15 protein-coding genes are annotated in these 15,208 nt (G+C 64.8%); 5 read left to right on the top strand and 10 right to left on the bottom strand.

Going from position 1 to position 15,208, the window contains the following annotated elements:
* On the top strand, positions 1-509 hold a 509-nt coding region (locus tag HMPREF2550_RS03140; protein ID WP_168167679.1), incomplete at its 5' end, for an HNH endonuclease signature motif containing protein.
* A 53-nt stretch (positions 510-562) separates the two neighbouring features.
* Here HMPREF2550_RS03140 and HMPREF2550_RS03135 read toward each other — a convergent pair.
* The 5 genes from HMPREF2550_RS03135 to glpX all read right to left on the bottom strand — a co-directional run bounded on the left by HMPREF2550_RS03135 (position 563) and on the right by glpX (position 5,851).
* Entirely contained in the window at positions 563-2,116 is a 1,554-nt protein-coding gene (locus HMPREF2550_RS03135) for an MDR family MFS transporter (protein ID WP_070762577.1), read from the bottom strand.
* Positions 2,098-2,697, bottom strand: coding sequence for a TetR/AcrR family transcriptional regulator (locus HMPREF2550_RS03130; protein ID WP_070762576.1), 600 nt, complete (start codon positions 2,695-2,697; stop codon positions 2,098-2,100). The genes HMPREF2550_RS03135 and HMPREF2550_RS03130 overlap by 19 nt, the downstream gene beginning before the upstream one ends.
* 81 nt (positions 2,698-2,778) lie before the next feature.
* Positions 2,779-3,318, bottom strand: a complete 540-nt coding sequence (locus tag HMPREF2550_RS03125) for a hypothetical protein (RefSeq protein WP_070789649.1) — start codon at positions 3,316-3,318, stop codon at positions 2,779-2,781.
* A gap of 50 nt (positions 3,319-3,368) precedes the next feature.
* Positions 3,369-4,769 carry a class II fumarate hydratase gene (locus HMPREF2550_RS03120; RefSeq protein ID WP_070789645.1) on the bottom strand — a complete coding sequence of 467 codons (1,401 nt, stop codon included), beginning with the start codon at positions 4,767-4,769 and terminating at the stop codon, positions 3,369-3,371.
* Between the two features lie 62 nt (positions 4,770-4,831).
* The gene (gene glpX / locus HMPREF2550_RS03115) at positions 4,832-5,851 is read right to left on the bottom strand and encodes a class II fructose-bisphosphatase (protein WP_070762573.1); all 1,020 of its coding nucleotides are present in this window, start codon (positions 5,849-5,851) and stop codon (positions 4,832-4,834) included.
* A gap of 211 nt (positions 5,852-6,062) precedes the next feature.
* Here glpX and HMPREF2550_RS03110 point away from each other — a divergent pair, with 211 nt between their 5' ends.
* Positions 6,063-6,632, top strand: a complete 570-nt coding sequence (locus HMPREF2550_RS03110) for a DUF4245 domain-containing protein (RefSeq protein WP_246819736.1) — start codon at positions 6,063-6,065, stop codon at positions 6,630-6,632.
* Here HMPREF2550_RS03110 and HMPREF2550_RS03105 read toward each other — a convergent pair.
* Entirely contained in the window at positions 6,616-6,876 is a 261-nt protein-coding gene (locus HMPREF2550_RS03105) for an exodeoxyribonuclease VII small subunit (protein WP_070762572.1), read from the bottom strand. The genes HMPREF2550_RS03110 and HMPREF2550_RS03105 overlap by 17 nt on opposite strands.
* 11 nt (positions 6,877-6,887) lie before the next feature.
* Positions 6,888-8,141: an exodeoxyribonuclease VII large subunit gene (gene xseA / locus HMPREF2550_RS03100; RefSeq protein WP_070762571.1), complete on the bottom strand. Its 1,254-nt coding sequence runs from the start codon at positions 8,139-8,141 to the stop codon at positions 6,888-6,890.
* A 121-nt stretch (positions 8,142-8,262) separates the two neighbouring features.
* Here xseA and HMPREF2550_RS03095 point away from each other — a divergent pair, with 121 nt between their 5' ends.
* Positions 8,263-9,228, top strand: coding sequence for a 4-hydroxy-3-methylbut-2-enyl diphosphate reductase (locus tag HMPREF2550_RS03095; protein WP_070789643.1), 966 nt, complete (start codon positions 8,263-8,265; stop codon positions 9,226-9,228).
* On the opposite strand, the gene HMPREF2550_RS03090 is transcribed toward HMPREF2550_RS03095, so the two are convergent.
* Genes HMPREF2550_RS03090 through HMPREF2550_RS03080 form a run of 3 tightly spaced genes read right to left on the bottom strand, consistent with a single transcriptional unit; the run spans position 9,225 to position 12,301 of the window.
* Positions 9,225-9,845 (bottom strand): DUF6542 domain-containing protein, encoded by a 621-nt coding sequence (locus HMPREF2550_RS03090; RefSeq protein ID WP_070789641.1) that lies wholly within the window; start codon positions 9,843-9,845, stop codon positions 9,225-9,227. The two genes, HMPREF2550_RS03095 and HMPREF2550_RS03090, sit on opposite strands and share 4 nt — an antisense overlap.
* Before the next feature lie 11 nt (positions 9,846-9,856).
* Positions 9,857-10,897 (bottom strand): DNA recombination protein RmuC, encoded by a 1,041-nt coding sequence (locus HMPREF2550_RS03085; protein ID WP_070789634.1) that lies wholly within the window; start codon positions 10,895-10,897, stop codon positions 9,857-9,859.
* Between the two features lie 30 nt (positions 10,898-10,927).
* The gene (locus HMPREF2550_RS03080; protein ID WP_371441165.1) at positions 10,928-12,301 is read right to left on the bottom strand and encodes an AI-2E family transporter; all 1,374 of its coding nucleotides are present in this window, start codon (positions 12,299-12,301) and stop codon (positions 10,928-10,930) included.
* Positions 12,302-12,388: 87 nt separating this feature from the next.
* Here HMPREF2550_RS03080 and ychF point away from each other — a divergent pair, with 87 nt between their 5' ends.
* Together ychF and HMPREF2550_RS03070 are read left to right on the top strand one after the other, a co-directional pair.
* On the top strand, positions 12,389-13,477 hold the full coding sequence (gene ychF, locus HMPREF2550_RS03075; protein WP_070762567.1) for a redox-regulated ATPase YchF: 1,089 nt from the start codon (positions 12,389-12,391) through the stop codon (positions 13,475-13,477).
* 18 nt (positions 13,478-13,495) lie between these two features.
* The gene (locus HMPREF2550_RS03070; RefSeq protein WP_070421670.1) at positions 13,496-15,007 is read left to right on the top strand and encodes a recombinase family protein; all 1,512 of its coding nucleotides are present in this window, start codon (positions 13,496-13,498) and stop codon (positions 15,005-15,007) included.
* Positions 15,008-15,208 lie beyond the last annotated feature (201 nt).

Raw genomic sequence — 15,208 nt, 5'->3', positions numbered from 1 at the left:
AGTACCTGGTGCGCGTGACCGCCAACCTGGACTTGGGTGATTACCTGCGCATCATCGCAGGGGAAGGCAACGACGTGAAGGTCCACTTCGACAACGGTGTGATTGTCTCGGGCGAGGAGTTTGTGCGCATGCAGCTTGAAGACATCGGGGCAGTGATCCTGATCGGGGTGATGGACGGGCCGGTCAACGCCTACCACGCCCGGTTCGCTACCCCGAAGCACCGAGAAGTCATGCTGGCGGATTCCACCACATGCACCTGGAAAGGCTGCAACGCACCAGCCTCGGAATGCGATGCCCACCACATGGTCGAGCACCAACATGGCGGCGAGACCACACCCTCAAACCTCGGGTGGTTGTGCAAGTACCACAACTCCCAAGCCGCCCGCGGCACCCGCGGCCATACCGAAAGACGCGACGGGCAGATCACCTACGTCTCACCCTACGGGAATGTGACTGCTACCGGCACCGACCACAAAGCCCGGGCCGACAACCGCAAACCACCCGACTAAACCTGCACGCAAAAAGCCCGCGCGCCAGCAAAATTGGCGCCTACAGGCATGCCTTAATCCACCGTCTCCTTCAGCGGGTCCTCAACGATCGGAACAAGCAGCAGGAAAGCAAGGACTGCCAGCGGCACGATCATGAGGAAGACCGGGGTGAGCCCATCGTTGTAGCTCGTCAGCACCGCTTCTTTGACTGCGTCCGGAAGTTGGGCGACTTGGTGGGGAGTGAGGTTGCTTGACCCGCCGTCGAAAAGCGGTCCGACGGCCTCCAGCTGCTCAGGCGGCAGCTGGGCGAGTGCTCCAGGCATCCGCTCCGCCATGTTGTCGCGCATCTTGTGGATGAACAGCGAGCCGACCAGCGACGCGCCGATCGCGGAGCCGAGCTGGCGGAAGAAGTTGTTCGTCGCAGTTGCCGTGCCGACCATGGTGACCGGGAAGGAGTTCTGCACGATGAGGACCAGCACCTGCATGACCAGGCCGAGGCCGAAGCCGAAGGTGAACATGTAAAGACCAAGCGTGGTGAGCGAGGTGTCGACGGTGAGCGTAGAAAACAGGAACATGCCCACCGCGGTAAGCGCCATGCCAACGAGCGGGTAGACCTTGTAACGGCCCGTGCGCGAGATAACAAAGCCGACGGTCATACCGGTGCCGAGCATGCCAATCACCATCGGCAGCATCATCAGGCCGGCCTCGGTCGGCGTCATCTCGTGCACCATCTGCAGGTAGGTGGGCAGGTATGCCAGCGCGCCGACCATGGCCATGCCCAGCACGGTGCCCGCAGCGGTGGTGAGCACCATGTTGCGGTTGGTGAACAGGTACATCGGGATCAGCGGGTTCTTGGCGCGCAGCTCCACCAGGACGAAGGCGATGCCGCTCAGGATCGCAATTGCGGCAGCAGTGAAGATGGTGGGGCTCGTCCACTCGTATTGCGTGCCGCCCCACGTGGTGGTGAGGATAAGGCTGGAGGTGGAGATGATCATGAGCGCCATGCCGAGCCAGTCCGCGTTGAGCGGGCCGGGCGTGCCGCGACGCAGACGGAGCACGGAGGCGGACACCGCCATCGCAAGCAAACCGAGCGGGATGTTCATCCAGAGCCCCCAGCGCCAGCCGGGCCCGTCGGTGAACCAGCCGCCGAGGACCGGGCCGAGGACGGAGGACACGCCGAAGACAGCCCCCATCACGCCCATGTATTTGCCGCGTTCGCGGGCGGGCACGACTTCGGCGATGATGGATTGCGAGTTCACCATCATGCCGCCGGCACCCAGCCCCTGAATGGCGCGCCCGATGATCAGCATCGTCATGCTGTTGGCAAACCCGCCGAGCGTGGAACCGATGACGAACAGGCCGATCGAGCCGATGTAGAACCACTTGCGGCCAAGCCCGTCGCCGAACTTGCCGTTGATAGGCATGGCGATGGTCATAGTGATGAGGAAGGCGGAGATGACCCAGCTCATGTGGTCGACGCCGCCGAGCTCACCGACGATGGTGGGCAGCGCGGTGGAGAAGATCATCTGCCCGAGTGAGCTCATCAGCATGGTGAGCAGCAGCGCCGCGAAGATGAGTCCAACGTGCTGCTTTGCGCCCCCTTGGGGCCTTACGCTGTAGTTTTCCATTCGAGCTCCTTTGCAAATGCGGTGAACGTGGCACCTGCGCGTAGCAGGTGCGAGGTGGTGGTGCCTTCCTTGGGTTGGGGGAGGTGGAGGTAGTGGGAGATGGCGCAGAAGACGATTTCGACGATGGTGTGGATTTCCTCTTCCGCTGGGCCGTCAAGCTTTCGGTCCTGCGGGAACTGGGCAAAATGCTTCTCGACGGCCCGCCACACCGCCCCCAGCGCCTCCCGCTTCCGAATCAGCGCCGCGCTCTCGAGTTCCATGTTGGCCTGGATGAGCGCGCGCTGGCGGGCGAGCAGGGATCGGTCGGGGGCTGCGGGGTCCTCCTCGAATGCGGTGAGGATGAGCTGGGGCAGATTGTCCGACTGCGTGTTGGCGATCGCGTCGAGCCCGTCTTCGGTGAGGCGGAGGGGGAACACGCCGAAGATGGCGTGGTCCTTGGAATCCATGTAGTTGAAAAAGGTACGGCGGGAGATATCGGCAGCGTGGCAGATGTCTTCGACGGTGGTGTTGTCGAGTCCACGTGCTTCGACGAGGTCCAGTGCGGCCTCGTGAATCCTTTGCCTGGTGCGCTGCCGTTTCACTTCCCGCGTGCCTGCGGAACAGTGATGATTTTGCACAGCGTGCAATATTACACCCAGTGCAAAGTTTGGCAACTTGCCCGTTTATGTCTGGTCTGCGTCCGGAATGCCGCGCGAGAGCGTGCCGCCGGCGATGGCTTCCTCGCCCTCGAAGTAGGTCAGTTCGACCAGTCCGTCCTCCGGCACGCTGATCTCCCAGCGGGCGTCAACTGCAGCGTTGTCGGCACCGGTGGCCGACGAGCAGTGTTTGGTGAGGGGGAGGTTGTGCAGGGAGGCGTCGATAAGCGTGGTGCACCCCGAGCGCGGGTACGTCACGGTGGCCGTGCCTGCGCCGAAGGTGGCGACGACGGGCCACGCCGCCTTCTGCGGGCGGCGCGCGTCCTCGCGCTGGTTGTTGAATGTGCCGGAGTACGTGCCGACGGGAGCGTCCTCGGGTGCGGCAGAAGAAGGCTGCGCGGTGACGGTCACGGTTGCCGGTGCGGTGTCCGCGCCCGGCTGGCTCGTCCAGTACGCGCCCGCGAGCGCGACCCCGATCAGGGCGAGGGCGAGCGCGAAGACACCTGCGGCCACCCACGGCTTGTTCGAGCCGCCGGCGTGGCGCAGTTCGGAAAAGGAATCAGGCATAGAAAAGTCCCCAGCGAAAGAAGATAATGCTGGGGACTTATCCTAGCGGCTTAGTTGCGGTCGGTGTTTGCCATCGACAGCACGTCGAGGCGCTTGTCCAGCTCCTCCTCGGTGAGCTTCTCGCCGTCCACGAAGCCCAAATCGATCACGGCCTGGCGAATGGTGATGCCCTCCTTGATGGCGTGCTTTGCCACCTTCGCCGCGTTCTCGTAGCCGATCGCGGAGTTCAGCGGGGTCACGATCGACGGGGAGGACTCGGCGAGCTCGCGCATGTGCTCGACGTTGGGCTCGATGCCGTCGACAAGTTTGGTGGCGAATTGGCGAGCGGTGTTTGCCAGCAGGCGGGAGGACTCGAGCACGTTGCGCGCCATCATCGGGATGAACACGTTGAGCTCGAACTGGCCCTGGGTCCCGCCGAAGGCGACTGCCGCGTCGTTGCCGATGACCTGCGCGGAGACCTGCGTTGCGGTCTCGCACAGCACCGGGTTGACCTTGCCCGGCATGATGGAGGAGCCCGGCTGCAGATCCGGCAGGTGGATCTCGGCGAAGCCGGCGAGCGGGCCGGAGCCCATCAGGCGGATGTCGTTGGCGATCTTGTAGAAGGAGACCGCCACGGAACGCATCGCGCCGGAGAACTCGACGAGCGCGTCACGGTTGGCCTGCGCCTCGAAGTGGTTCTTGGCCTCGGACAGTGCATCGACGCCGGTGAGCTTCACCAGCTCCTCGGTGACCTTGGCACCGAACTCGGCCGGGGTGTTGATACCGGTGCCGACGGCCGTGCCGCCGATGGCCAGCTCACCCAGGCGGCCAACGGTGGCCTGCACTCGCTCGATGCCCAGCTCGATCTGGCGGGCGTAGCCGGAGAACTCCTGGCCCAGGGTGACCGGGGTGGCGTCCATCAGGTGGGTGCGGCCGGACTTGACTACCTCGTGCCACTCCTCAGCCTTGGCGGCCAGAGACTTCTGCAGCACCTCCAAGCCCGGGATGAGATCCTGGACCGCTGCCTCGGTGGCTGCAACGTGGGTGGCGGTGGGGAAGGTGTCGTTGGAGGACTGACCCATGTTCACGTCGTCGTTCGGGTGGACTTCCACGCCGTTCGCCTTCGCGATGGAGGCGATGACCTCGTTGGTGTTCATGTTGGACGAGGTGCCGGAGCCGGTCTGGAACACGTCGATGGGGAACTGGTCGTTGTGCTTGCCGTCGGCGATTTCCTGCGCGGCGGCGATGATCGCATCGGCCTTCTCGGCGTCAAGCTTGCCCAGGTCCTTGTTCACCTGCGCACATGCTGCCTTGAGCAGGCCAAGTGCGCGGATCTGCTGGTCCTCCAGGCCGCGGCCGGAGATGGGGAAGTTCTCAACAGCGCGCTGGGTCTGCGCGCGCCACAGTGCGTCAACCGGCACCTTGACTTCGCCCATCGTGTCGTGCTCGATGCGGTACTGCTGTTCAGCCATATCTAACTTCCTTTGCTTGTCTGCGTATTCGGTCACAAATAATATGCCTGTTTTGGAGCAGACTAGTCGGAGGTCGGGTCCGAGTAGTCCACCACCGAGTACTCCTGCAGCTTGGCCAGCTTGTGCAGGGACTCCACGAAGCGCACGGTGCCGGACTTCGAGCGCATTACCAGCGAGCGGGTGGTCGCGCCGTTCTTGCGGTAGGACACGCCGCGGACCATGTCGCCGTTGGTCACGCCGGTGGCGGCGAAGTAGCAGTTGTCGGAGGCAACCAGCTCGTCGATGGTGAGCACGTGGTTGAGGTCGTGACCCGCGGCGAGCACCTTCTCGCGCTCCTCCTCGGACTGCGGGGCGAGCATGCCCTGGATGTCGCCGCCCAGGCACTTCAGGGCGCAGGCGGTGATGACGCCCTCCGGGGTGCCGCCGATGCCCATCGCCATGTCGATGGAGTTGGTGTCCTGTGCAGCGGCGATGGCGCCTGCCACGTCGCCGTCCATGATGAAGCGCACCTTTGCGCCGGCTTCGCGGATCTCTGCGACCAGCTTCTCGTGGCGCGGGCGGTCCAGCACGACGACGGTGACCTCGTCGGGGCGCACGCCCTTCGCGTCAGCGACGGCGTGGACGTTTTCCGCCACCGACTTGGTGATGTCGATGCGGCCTGCGGCCTCGGGGCCGACGGCGATCTTGTTCATGTAGAACGCGTCTTTCGGGTTGTACATCGAGCCGCGGTCGGCGGCGGCGATGACGGAGATCGCGTTCGGGCGGCCCTCGGCCATCAGGCGGGTGCCGTCGACCGGGTCAACGGCCAGGTCGACCTGCGCGCCTTCGCCGTTGCCGACGTGCTCGCCGTTGAACAGCATCGGGGCCTCGTCCTTTTCGCCCTCACCGATGACGATGACGCCGTCCATGTTGACGGAGTTGATCATCTTGCGCATCGCATCGACGGCCGCGCCGTCGCCCTCGTTCTTCTTGCCGCGACCAACCCAGCGGCCCGAGGCCAGCGCTGCGGCCTCTGTGACGCGAACAAGTTCCATCGCCAGATTGCGGTCGGGGAAGTACTCTTCAGACTTCGACTCAGTCATCGAAACGTTGCCTCCTGCGGCTTAAAAATTCATGCATCGGTCGCGGCGGGGGTGCACGGGCACCGCACCGCTCGGTTCCATTCTCGCACTTTCACGCCCGTTTCAGTCGCGGATGCCCACCATTTTGGGGGAAGAGTGAGCCCAGCAGCGGGAACGCCCAAGGAGTGCGACAAATTCGGGGGTGGACGCGCGGGCGTGTCATACTGGCCAGGTGACTCCTAACACGAAGATCTTCGAGGACGGCCGCAACATCGCGCTCAACATGGTGCTGATTGTGGTCATCATGCTCGTTGCCGTCGGCGCGACGGGGCTGTGCACCTTCAACCCGGGCAAACCCGAGCAGGGGCCGGTGCAGGAGGTCGACGCGGCGACGTTTCTGGACCTCGAGGCCCGCGCCGTCGACTTCCCCGTGGTCTACCCGCAGGCACCGGAGGGCTGGGTGACCAACTCGGCGCGCCGCTCGATGATCGCGCAAGCGCCCGCACCGGTCGTGGGGTGGGTCACCGCCGATGGCGGTTTCTTGCAGCTCACGCAGACTGGGGCCCCGCTTGACGACGCCGTGCGGCAGGCTGATAGCCACCCCCGCGAGCTCGAGCGCACCGAGACGGTCGACGGCACCGAGGTCCAGATCTACACCTCGGATGCCGCGGACGTGCGCGACCTGTGGGCGATCGACGCAGGCGAGGCGCGCCTGCTGGTCACCGGCGCGGGCACCGACGAGGAGTTCCACACGCTGATCTCCGCGGCACTGAAAGCGACCCCGATTACTCCTCAGGACTAACGCTGCGGGTTTCGATGGCGGCCTCGACGCGCTGCGACGCCCCGTCGAGAAGCACTTCGCACCGCTTGGCAAGCGCCTCGCCGCGCTCCCAATACTTCAGTGATTCGTCGAGGCTCATTTGGCCGAGCTCGAGGATTTTGACGGTTTCGATGAGCTCGTCGCGCGCCTGCTCGTAGCTCAATTCCTGCGGGTCCGGGAAGGCGTTCTCGCCGGCCTCGCCCGCGCCAAAGGTATTCTCTGCCATGGTTGCTCCTTCTAATCTGCTGGTTGGGTGGCCATTGCGGCCGCGGTAATCGACCCGTCGCCAACGCGGATGCGCAGCTGCGAGCCGGGTGGGGATTGCTCGATGCTGGTGACGACTTCGGGGCCGCTGCCGTCGCGGGGCAGGACCTGCACGACCGCGTAGCCGCGGGCAAGCGTCGCCGAAGGCCCGAGTGCCGACACTTGGGCGCGCAGCGACGCGACCGCCGCCTGCTCCTTCTGCAAAAGGTAGGTGACGTCGCGGCGGATCAAGCCGCGGGCCCGGTCGACCTCCTCACGGCGGCGCGTGATGGCGGACATCGGATCGGCGAGCACCGGGCGGGAACGCACCGAGGCGAGCCCGTTGCGCTCGCGCTGCACCCAGCCGCGGAGTGCCGCTGCCATGCGCTCGCGCGCCTCGGCGACCAGCGCGCGCTCCTGGGCGACGTCGGGGACCACGCGCTTCGCTGCATCGGTGGGGGTGGCGGCGCGCACGTCGGCGACGTTATCCAACACCGGGTTGTCCGGCTCGTGACCGATCGCGGAGACCACCGGGGTGTGAGCTGCTGCCACCGCGCGCTGGAGGGCTTCCTCCGAGAAGGGCAGCAGGTCCTCGACCGAGCCGCCGCCGCGGGCGATGATGATCACGTCCACCTCCGGGTCGCGGTCCAACTGTTCGAGCGCCTTGATCACCGCGGGCACGGCGAGTGCGCCCTGGACCGGGGTGTTGATGATGGAAAACTGCACCGCCGGCCAGCGGCTCTGCGCGACCGAGATCACGTCGCGCTCCGCGGCCGAAGCCTTGCCGGTGATCAGCCCGATCTTTTGCGGCAGGTAGGGCAGGGGCTTCTTGCGCGCCGGGTCGAACAGCCCCTCGGCGGCGAGCTGCTTGCGTAAGCGCTCGATACGCGCAAGCAGCTCGCCCTCGCCCACGTGCCGGATGTCGGTCACCCACATGGAGAAGGTGCCACGCCCGGCGTAGAAGGCTGGCTTGCCGCGCACGACGACGCGATCGCCCTCCTTAAGCGGGGTGGGCATACCTTGCAGCAGGGCGCTGTTGACCGTCAGCTGCACGCTGACCTGCTCCTGGGTATCCCGCAGGGTGAGGTAGGACAGTTTCCAGGTCGGCTTGGCGTTGATCTGCGCGAGTTGGCCCTCCACCCAGAGCCAACCCAGCTTTTCGATCCACCCCTTGACCGTGGTGTTGAGTTTGGATACGGACCAGGGTGCTTCCGCAGTGGATGCGGGCCTGCCGCTTTCCGACGTCACATTGTCTCCTTTCTTTAGCCCAGAGGCTTTCTCACAAGCTCCCGAAGGCTACTGCAGAACTTACACAGCGGGTGTGCTCGCTGCCTATTCTTTTAGACGTATTTTGGGTACTGTCGGTTCCATGACTGATCAGGGTAAAAATGTTCTTCTCGCTGCGCCCCGCGGCTACTGCGCTGGGGTGGACCGCGCAGTGGTGACCGTGGAAAAGGCGTTGGAAAAGTACGGCGCGCCCATCTACGTGCGCAAAGAGATTGTGCACAACAAATACGTGGTGGAAACGCTCCAAGAGCGGGGCGTGATCTTTGTTGAGGAAACCGACGAGGTGCCGGAAGGCGCGCACCTGGTGTTCTCCGCCCACGGCATTTCCCCGGCGGTGCGCGAATCCGCGAAGGCGCGCAACCTGCTTACTCTGGACGCATCCTGCCCGCTGGTGACGAAGGTGCACAACGAGGCGAAGCGTTTCGCCCGCGACGGCTACCAGATCCTGCTCGTCGGCCACGAGGGCCACGAAGAGGTCGAGGGTACCGCGGGGGAGGCACCTGAGGTGACTCACCTGGTTGACGGGGTCGAGGGCGTAGATGCCCTGCCTGAGTCGCTGCAGGACGAGAAGCTGGTCTGGTTGTCGCAGACCACGCTGTCGGTGGACGAGACGCTGGAGATTGTGTCCAAGCTCAAGGAGCGCTTCCCACACCTGCAGGATCCGCCGAGTGATGATATTTGCTACGCCACCCAGAACCGCCAAGCTGCGGTGAAGAAGATCGCGGGCAAGTCGGACCTGGTGATTGTGGTGGGTTCGCAGAACTCCTCGAACTCGAAGCGTCTGGTCGAGGTTGCGCTCGAGGCGGGCGCGAAAGAGTCGTACTTGGTGGACTACGCTTCGCAGATCGATGAGGCGTGGCTGGAAAACGCCACGACGATTGGCGTGACCTCGGGCGCGTCGGTGCCGGAGATTCTGGTCACCGAAGTCGTGAAGTTCCTCGACGAGCGCGGCTACTCGGATGTGGAGGAGGTCACCACCACGGTGGAGACGATTACTTTCGCGCTGCCGCGTGACCTGCGCGCGCCCCGCGCAGAGGCGACAAGCTAGTCGTACAGGTTGTCGCGCAGCCCGCCGCGGTTGCGCGTGGAGCGCTCGCGCTCCTCTTTCGCCCGGTTGAGCAGCTCCTGCACGGAAACGCTGGAGGTGCGCTCCCGGGCCCTTCTGCTTTGCGACGCGGCGCGGCGGTTACTCTCCGCCACCTGGTGCCGCTCGAAAGTCTCGGTACGTGTGCGCGCCCGGTTTTGCCGCTCGACGAGTTTGTAGCGGGCGACCGCAATGATTACCGCGCCCACCGTGACGGTGAAGAGCACGGGGAAGACCTCGGTGATGGGGTAGAACACGGCCAAAAGCGCCGCCTTGGAAGACACCCCGCCGGCGGCGATTTCGCTGCGGGAGATGACGTAGCCGGTGGCCAGCACCGTGAGGAAGAGCAGGATGGGGGCGCTGGCGACGGTGAGGAAGAGGCCTTTCGGGTTGACCAGGGTGGTCACCACCAGGGTGGCGATGATGAAACAGGTGAGAAGCGGCCAGCCAATCACACCGGAATAGATGCTCAGCAGCGCGCCGGTGAACAGCGCGGCGAACAGGATGCCAATGGCAGAACCTGTCGGCAGGCCTTGGAAGGCGGCTGACGGGGCGTTGGTATTCCGGATCACGTGAGACACGTCGAGACAGTTTACCCGGCGCTATGGCGGGGGCGCGAGGTGGCAGGTGCCAGCGGGGCCGCGGCATGGCGCCCGGTGGGCACCTCCATGTCCTCCAGCTTGCGCGCCGTGACCATGACGCGCGTATCCATGGAGGCTAGCGTGGCGTTATACGCCTCGACCGCCTTGTCCAGGGATGCGCCGACCTTGTTGTAGTGCTCGCCCATTACGCGCAGGCGGGCGTGGAGTTCGGCACCGAGGCGCTGGACCTCCTTTGCCTTCTCATTGAGCGAGTCTTGACGCCACCCGAGCGCGACGGTGCGCAGCAGCGCGAACAGGGTGGTGGGGGTGGCGATGACGACGTCGCGGGACAGGGCGTAGTCCAAAAGTTCGGGGTCGAGGGCAAGACCTGCGTCTAGGAAGGGGTCGGCGGGCACGAACATCACCACGAACTCCGGGGTGGGCTGGAATGCCGCGATGTAGGACTTGGACGACAGCGTCTCCACGTGCCGGCGCAGCAGGTGCGCGTGCCTGCGCATGTACGCCTGCTTTTCCTCGGGGTCTTCCGTGTTGAGCGCGTCCAGGTAGGAGGAAAAGGGCACCTTGGCATCCACGACGATGTTGCGCCCCTCGGACAGGCGGATGACCATGTCGGGGCGCACGGCGGGCAGATCGCCGGTGCGCATGTGCGCCTGGACGTCGAAGTCCACGTGTTCGACCATGCCGCCGAGCTCGACAACGCGCTGGAGCTGGATCTCGCCCCAGCGGCCGCGAACCTGCGGGCTGCGCAGCGCGCCTAGAAGCTGGTCGGTGCGATCCCCGAGTCGTGCGGAGGTGCGCCCGATGGCCTGAACCTGGCTGGCCAGCGCGTTGCGGGCGACCGCCTGTTCCTTGTCTAGATCGTCGAGCTGGTCCTGCAGTTGCGTAAGCGCCCGGGCGACGGGGGCGAGGTCGGTGGGCGGGGCCGGTGCCGGGGTGTTGCGTTTCAGCCAGCTCATGCCGGTGAAAAGACCCGCGATGAACCCGATAAGGAGGCCGGTGACCAGGACGAGGAGTGCGGTTGCGGAAGACATGTCGCCGAGTTAATCACACCCGACGAACAGCTAGTCCTCGCGAGGGGCGGATTCCTCGTTTTTTCCGAACATTTTGGCGAATGCGGGGTGCTCGCGGGCGTCGATAAGCTTCTTCCAGCTGCTGGAACTCTCTTCCGCTTCCTCTGGTTCCTCGACTTCCGGCGGGGTGGTCCACTGGCGCTCCTTGCGCCATTCGCGGCGCTCGTGGACGGACTCGCGCTCCTCGATCTCCGCGATGGTGCGGCCCTCTTCGGTGACGAAGTCGAGCTCGGCGGCGCTTTTCTCGCCGGAGTGGATGCGCAGGATGTCCAGGAGATAGCGGTAGCACACGGCGATCATCGCGGCGGCAGGCACGGCGAGGAAGGCACCGATCAGCCCGAAGATGCCGCCGCCGATGGTCACGGAGACCAACACGATGACCGGGTGCAGGTTCATCGCGCGCGATTGCAGCATCGGTGAGAGCACGTTGCCCTCGAGCTGTTGTACGGCGATGACGATGGCGAGCACGATGAGTGCCTCGGTAAAGCCGAGAGAGACGAGCGCGACGAGCACCGCCAGCGCGCCGGCGGTGACCGCGCCGACGATTGGGATGAACCCGGCCATGAACGTGATGACCGCCAGGGTGAAGGCCATGGGGACGCCGACGAGGTAGATGCCGAGGCCGATAAACACGGCGTCGACAAGCGAGACAAGCGCCTGGGCGAGGATGAAACCACTGAGCGTTTCCCACGCGCGGGTGAGCAGCTCGGTGGCGTGCAGGCCGCTGCGGCCGCCGGTGGCCGAGCGGACCCAGGGCAGGAAGCGGTGGCCGTCCTTGAGGAAGAAGAAGGTGAGCACGAGCACCACCATGAGCGAGACCATCAGCCCTGCGGCCGTGCCCAGGCCGGAGAAGACGCCGCCGGCGATCGCCCCGGCTTGGTTCTGCAACCACTGGGCGACCTCGTTGATCGCCTCGCTTAGGTCGTCGGGGTCCATGTTCAGTGGCGGGCCCTGCAGCCACAGCTGCATCCGCTGGATACCCTCGAGGGCCTGCAGGTACAGGATGCGCGAGTGCGCCACGATATCCGGCGCGATCAAAAGCGCAAGTACTGAGATCAGGCCGAAGAATCCGAGTAGCGTGGTCAGCGCCGCGAGCGCGGAGGGGATGCCGTGGTTGCGCATCCAGGAGGCGATTGGCACCAGCACCGTGCAGATGATCAGCGCCAGCACGATTGGTAGGACCCCGGCCCAGAATGCGCCGATGAGGTGGCCTAGCGCGAAGAGGAAGACAGCAATGATGAGCAAACGCAGCGTCAGCATCGAGGCTGCCTTGACCCACGAATTCATCACCACACCGCGATCCACGCGGTCTGAGCGGTGCGGAGCGGTGGGAGACGATTCAGTCGTTGCCTTACTGGTACTCACTCGCACCATTGTGCCCCACTCCACGCCGATATGCTCGCACCCCCTGCGTGTCGGGGTACACGCTCATGTGGGCTAGGATTGGCCGACGTGAGCCTTACACTTGGAATTGTCGGACTGCCCAACGTTGGTAAGTCAACCCTCTTCAACGCCCTGACGCGCAACGAGGTGCTTGCTGCCAACTACCCGTTTGCCACCATTGAGCCCAACGTGGGCCTGGTCGAGCTGCCGGACCCGCGCCTGGAGCGGCTGGCTGAGATCTTCAAATCCGAGCGGATCCTGCCCGCCACGGTGTCTTTCGTGGACATCGCCGGCATTGTGAAGGGTGCCTCCGAGGGCGAGGGCATGGGCAATGCCTTTTTGGCCAATATTCGCGAGGCGGATGCGATCTGCCAGGTCGTCCGCGCGTTTAGCGATGACAACGTGATCCACGTCGACGGCCAGATCGACCCCGCCAGCGACATCAGCGTGATCAACACCGAGCTGATCCTCGCTGACCTGCAGACCATCGAAAAGGCCCTGCCGCGCCTGGAGAAGGACGGCCGCAAGGACAAAGACATCGCCGCGCAAGCCGAGGAGGCCAAGAAGGCCCAGGCCGTGCTTGAGGACGACCGTACGCTGTTCGCCGCCTCCAAGACCGGCGACATCGACTTAGACCTGCTGCACCACCTGCACCTGATGACGGCCAAGCCGTTCCTCTACGTGTTCAACTCCGACGAGGACGTGCTTACCGACGACGCCCGCAAGCAGGAACTCCGCGAGCTCGTCGCCCCCGCCGACGCCGTCTTCCTCGACGCGCAGACCGAGACCGAGCTGCTTGAGCTTGACGACGAGGACGCGGCCGAATTGCTCGCCGCCGTCGGCCAGGACGAGCCGGGTCTGCAGACCCTGGCCAAGGCCGGCTTCGACACCCTTGGCCTGCAGACCTACCTCACCGCAGGTCCGAAGGAGGCCCGCGCCTGGACGATCCACAAGGGCGACACCGCCCCACAGGCCGCCGGCGTGATCCACTCCGACTTTGAGAAGGGCTTCATTAAGGCCGAAATCGTCGCCTTCGAGGACCTGGACGAGCTCGGTTCCATGGCCGAGGCCCGCGCCCACGGCAAGGTGCGCCAGGAGGGCAAGGACTACGTCATGGTCGACGGTGACGTCGTGGAGTTTCGTTTCAATGTAACCTAAATGCGCTATGAATAGCGTATGACTACACGTGCTGCTATTTACCTCCGTATCTCGCTAGATGCTGCCATGGACGGCCTCGCCATCGACCGGCAGCGCCAGGACTGCGAAGCCCTTGCCGAGCAACGCGGCTGGGACGTCGTGCATACCTACGTCGATCAGTCGATCTCCGCGTCGAAGAAGGACGTGGACCGCCCCGACTACGACGCGATGGTGGCGTCCTTTGAGCGCGGCGAGATCGACGCGATCATTTGCTGGGACCTCGACCGCCTCACACGGCAGCCCTGGCAGCTCGAAGAGTGGATCGACAGGGCAGAGGAGCAGGGGCTGAAACTCGTCACTGCGAACGGTGATGCTGACCTTGCCACCGACGGCGGCAGAATGTACGCGCGCATCAAAGCAGCCGTGGCACGCGGCGAGATCGAGCGAAAGAGCATGCGCCAGTCTCGTGCGCAACAGCAACGCGCCGAGCAGGGCCGCTGGTACTCCGGCGGTGTGCGCCCTATCGGCTACACCTCCACCGGCGAGATCATTCCATCCGAAGCCGCCGCCGTGCTCGGTATGTTCCGCGCTGTCGAGAGGGGCAACTCCATGCGCGACATTGCGCGCGCCTTATCTGGGGTCGATCAACCGGGCTTGCCGGATATCCCGACCACGCCGCGCCATATGTACACCGTGGTCACAGAGCGCAACGCTCGACGCCGCGCTGAAGGCCAGGAAGAAAAGCCGGTTCCCGACGCGCAGCCGTGGGCCTACACGTCGTTGCACTCGATCCTGCGCAACCCCGTGTATGCGGGTTACTCCACTTATAAGAAGGCCAAGCGCAAAGGCGTGAAGAACAAATACCGCCGTGTCACGCATATCGTCCGCGACCCCGATACCGGCGAGCCGGTGAAAGGGCAGTGGGAGCCGATCGTCACACCAGATCTGTGGTGGCGCGTGCAGAACGTGCTCGACGATCCCGACCGGCTGACCAACAAGGAGCGCCGGAACACTCGCCGCCATCTCGGCTCGGGTCTGTATGTCTGCGACGAGTGTGGCAACCCCGTGCGCACACATGCCGACCGCTACCGCTGCGCCGCCTGTGGATTAGTGCGCACACATAGCGTCGATGATTTTGTGCTCGCCGTGATCCGCGCCCGCCTTGGCCGTGACGACCTGGCGGACCTGCTGCCGACTGTGGACGACGACGAGGTCAACGCCATCGACGACGAACTCGCTGAGCTTCGCGCAAAGCTCGCCCGCGTCCAGGCTGACTACGATGAGGAGCTTATCGAGGCCCGTGACCTCAAGCGCGCGCGAAACCGTTATGAGCCGCAGATCGAGAAACTCGAAACGCGCCGTGCCCGTCTTGCTGGCGCATCGGCGCTGCTCGACACAACCGGCTACGCCTCGCCCGTGGATGCCTTCGACAACGCAGAGCTTGCCGTGCAGCGCCGAGTCATCAATACCCTGTGCCAGGTGCGCCTGCGCCGTGGCGTGCGCGGCACCAAGACCTTTAACCCTGAATCGGTGCAGATCGTGTGGAACTAGGTTGCAGTGTGTGACACGTCAACAATCGCGCGCATGCGCTGCGGCGCGCAAAGCTCTTACGAAGGAACGCCACGGGAGCCGGCAGTTCGGGGGAGATCTGCCTTCGTGTATCGGGGGCGACACTGCTCAACCGTGGCGTTCGCAGGAAGTATGACACGGCTCTTGTTACCCCAGAGGTCGTAGGTTCGAATCCTGCCCCCG

Source organism: Corynebacterium sp. HMSC074A01 (assembly GCF_001831515.1).
Lineage (GTDB): Bacteria > Actinomycetota > Actinomycetes > Mycobacteriales > Mycobacteriaceae > Corynebacterium.
This window is presented reverse-complemented; position numbering and strand designations above follow the sequence as displayed.

Excerpts from the sequence above, each read along its gene's own strand:
- glpX (WP_070762573.1), bottom strand. The coding sequence starts at position 5,851 with ATGACTGAGTCGAAGTCTGAAGAGTACTTCCCCGACCGCAATCTGGCG.
- HMPREF2550_RS03105 (WP_070762572.1), bottom strand. The coding sequence starts at position 6,876 with ATGGCAGAGAATACCTTTGGCGCGGGCGAGGCCGGCGAGAACGCCTTC.
- HMPREF2550_RS03125 (WP_070789649.1), bottom strand. The coding sequence starts at position 3,318 with ATGCCTGATTCCTTTTCCGAACTGCGCCACGCCGGCGGCTCGAACAAG.
- HMPREF2550_RS03085 (WP_070789634.1), bottom strand. The coding sequence starts at position 10,897 with ATGTCTTCCGCAACCGCACTCCTCGTCCTGGTCACCGGCCTCCTTATC.
- HMPREF2550_RS03135 (WP_070762577.1), bottom strand. The coding sequence starts at position 2,116 with ATGGAAAACTACAGCGTAAGGCCCCAAGGGGGCGCAAAGCAGCACGTT.
- HMPREF2550_RS03120 (WP_070789645.1), bottom strand. The coding sequence starts at position 4,769 with ATGGCTGAACAGCAGTACCGCATCGAGCACGACACGATGGGCGAAGTC.
- HMPREF2550_RS03070 (WP_070421670.1), top strand. The coding sequence starts at position 13,496 with ATGACTACACGTGCTGCTATTTACCTCCGTATCTCGCTAGATGCTGCC.
- HMPREF2550_RS03095 (WP_070789643.1), top strand. The coding sequence starts at position 8,263 with ATGACTGATCAGGGTAAAAATGTTCTTCTCGCTGCGCCCCGCGGCTAC.